Genomic DNA, 3,327 nt, shown 5'->3' on the forward strand with positions numbered 1-3,327 from the left:
CGGTGCGGTGTATGCGGAGGTGACTCTGGCGGCGGAGCACCACGCTCAGGCGGCGGGGTTCGGGCTGCATCCGGCACTCCTCGACGCGGCCCTGCACGCCGCCGCGTTCCAGCACCGTGCGGAGCGTGCCGACCAGCGGACAGCACTGCCCTTCGTCTGGCGCGATGTGGCGCTCCACGCCACGGGTGCGACGGCCTTGCGGGTACGGGTGGTCCCCGTCGGAGCGGACACCCTGACGCTGGAGTTGGCCGATGAGACCGGTGCCCCGGTGGCTACGGTGGGTTCGATGGTGTCCCGCCCGGCCGAGGCCGGGCAGTTCGAGACCGCCCCGGCACATGACCGCCTGTTCCGCCCGGGATGGGAGAAGACGGCGCCGGCGACGGATGGCACCCCACTGGGCGCGGTGCGGGTGGCCACGGCCGAGGATGTGCGTGCGCTGGCCGCGCGAGGGGACCGGTTCGACGCCGTGACGGTCGAGGTGGCCGAGACCGGAAGTGTGCGCGAGCTGACCGGCCGCGTCCTGGAAGTCGTCCAGGCGTGGTCGACCGAACCCGCGCTGGACAGCACGCGGATGGTCGTGCTGACCACGGGCGCGGTCGCCGTCGCCCCGGGTGAGCCGGTCGACCCCGCCATCGCCGCCGTATGGGGGCTGGTCGGCACCGCGCAGTCGGAGAACACCGGCCGCGTCCTGCTGCTGGACGTCGACAACGAGCCGTCCTCGCACGCGGCGCTGAGCACCCTCGTCCCCGCCCTGTTCGCCGCCGACGAGACGCAGGCCGTGGTGCGCGCGGGGGCGTGCTTCCTGCGGCGGCTCACCCGTGTCGCCGATGTGCCCGAGGCCGGACCGGGTGGTGTGGACGTGGGCGGGACGGTGTTGGTGACGGGCGGTACCGGGGCCCTTGGTGGGGTGGTGGCACGGCATCTGGTGGCCGTGCACGGGGTGCGGAGTCTGGTGCTGGCCAGTCGGAACGGGCTTGCGGCGTCCGGTGCCGCCGAGTTGGAGGCGGAGCTGGTGGGGGCGGGGGCCCGGGTGCGCGTCGTCGCGTGTGATGTGGCGGACCGGGATGCGGTGGCCGGGCTGCTGGATGCCGTTCCCGAGGATGCCCCGTTGTCGGCGGTGGTGCATACGGCCGGTGTTCTGGATGACGGGGTGCTGACCGCGTTGACCCCGGAGCGCATGGACGCGGTGTTCCGGCCGAAGGTGGATGGTGCGCGCCATCTGCATGAGCTGACCCGGGACCTGGACCTGTCGGCCTTCGTCCTGTTCTCCTCCGCCGCCGGTACGTTCGGCAGCTCCGGACAGGGCAACTACGCCGCCGCCAACGCCTACCTCGACGCCCTGGCACAGCACCGGGCCGCCCAAGGGCTTCCCGCGATCTCCCTCGGCTGGGGTATGTGGTCCCAGGACGCGGGGATGACCGCCCAGCTCGGCGACACCGACCACCGTCGACTGGCACGCGACGGACTCACCGCACTGACCTCGACCGAGGGCATGGACCTCTTCGACACCGCGCTGCGGACGGGCGAACCCACGGTCCTCCCCATCAAACTGGACCTGGGCGCACTGCGGAGCCAGGCCGCCACCGGGGCGTTGCCGCCGCTGCTGCGCGGGCTGGTCCCCCAGCCCCGGCGGATCCGGCAGCAGGCCCAGTCGGCGCATGCGCACGACGCCGACGCACTCACCGCACGACTGGCCGGGGCAGGCCCCGCGGACCGGCAGGCGATCCTGCTCGACCTGGTCCGGCAGGAGGCGGTGTATGTGCTCGGTTACGCCTCGGTCGGCCGCATCGGCGCCGAGGCGGCCTTCACCGACGTCGGCTTCGACTCGCTCACGGCGATCGAGCTACGGGACCGGCTCCTCGCCCGTACCGGGTTGCGACTCCCGGCCACGTTCGCCTTCGACTTCCCCACGCCGCTGGCCCTGGCGGACCACCTGAACACCCGCCTGGGCGCCGACACCACGCGGGACCCGGTGCTGGCCGAGGTGGCGAGGCTCGAAGAACTGGTGGCCGCCCGGCCACCGGACACGGCCAGGAACACCGGCGCCGCCGCCCGGCTCCGCGCTCTGGCGGCCAAGCTCAGCACCGATGCCCCGGGGCCGGCCGGAGGCGCCGATATCGAAGCGACGCTCGAGGCGGCGTCGGTCGACGACGTACTGGCCTTCATCGACGACGAGTTCGGAATCGTGGACCCGGCGGATTCCGACCGCGCCTACGAGTGAAGGGGAAGGTGACCTCCGGTGGAGAACGACGAGAAGCTGGTCCGGTACCTCAAGCGGGTGACCGCCGACCTGCACCAGGCGCGGCAGCGGCTCACCGAGATCGAGGCCGCGCAGTCGGAGCCGATCGCGATCGTGGGGATGGCGTGCCGGTTGCCGGGCGGGGTGACCACGCCGGAGGAGCTGTGGGACCTGGTGGTGTCCGGCGGTGACGCGGTCGGTGGGTTTCCGGAGGACCGTGGCTGGGATCTGGAGAATCTCTTCGACCCGGATCCGGACCATCCGGGCACCAGCTATGTCCGCGAGGGGGGCTTTCTGCGCGACGCGGGGGAGTTCGACGCGGGCTTCTTCGGGATCTCGCCGCGTGAGGCGCTGGCGATGGATCCGCAGCAGCGGTTGCTGCTGGAGACGTCATGGGAGGCGTTGGAGCGCGCCGGGATCGACCCAACTGCCCTGCGCGGCAAGGATGTCGGTGTCTACTTCGGCACCCTCAATCAGGACTACGCCACGGACGTGGACACGGTCCCCGACGGCGTCGAGGGCTATCTGATGACGGGCAGCTCGGCGAGCGTGCTCACCGGGCGGGTCGCCTATGAGCTGGGCTTCGAGGGCCCGGCGATGACGATCGACACGGCATGCTCCTCCTCATTGGTGGGCCTGCATCTGGCCGCGCAGGCGCTGCGGTCGGGCGAGTGCTCGATGGCGCTGGCCGGAGGGGCCACCGTCATGTCCACCCCCAGCGCCTTCGTCGGCTTCTCGCGGCAGCGCGGCATGGCCGAAGACGGCCGCTGCAAGTCGTTCGCGGCCTCGGCGGATGGCACGGGGTGGGCCGAGGGTGTGGGTGTGCTGGTGGTGGAGCGGTTGTCGGATGCGGAGCGGAACGGTCATCGGGTGTTGGCGGTGGTGCGGGGTAGTGCGGTGAATCAGGACGGCGCGTCGAATGGGTTGACGGCGCCGAACGGTCCGTCGCAGCAGCGGGTGATTCAGCAGGCCTTGGCGGGTGCGGGGTTGGTCGCGGCGGATGTGGATGCCGTCGAGGGTCATGGCACCGGCACCACGCTGGGCGATCCGATCGAGGTCCAGGCGTTGATGGCGACCTACGGCCAGGA

The 3,327-nt window shown here is 72.0% G+C and carries 2 protein-coding genes; both read left to right on the plus strand.

Going from position 1 to position 3,327, the window contains the following annotated elements; all coding sequences use genetic code 11:
- Positions 1–2,221 (plus strand): type I polyketide synthase (locus NP777_RS46620; protein WP_256656282.1); only part of this gene is annotated, 2,221 nt, incomplete at its 5' end.
- A gap of 18 nt (positions 2,222–2,239) precedes the next feature.
- The coding region (locus tag NP777_RS46625) for a beta-ketoacyl synthase N-terminal-like domain-containing protein (RefSeq protein WP_256656283.1) at positions 2,240–3,327 on the plus strand (1,088 nt) is incomplete at its 3' end.

Origin of the sequence: Streptomyces rugosispiralis, assembly GCF_024505145.1 — a bacterium.
GTDB lineage: Bacteria > Actinomycetota > Actinomycetes > Streptomycetales > Streptomycetaceae > Streptomyces > Streptomyces rugosispiralis.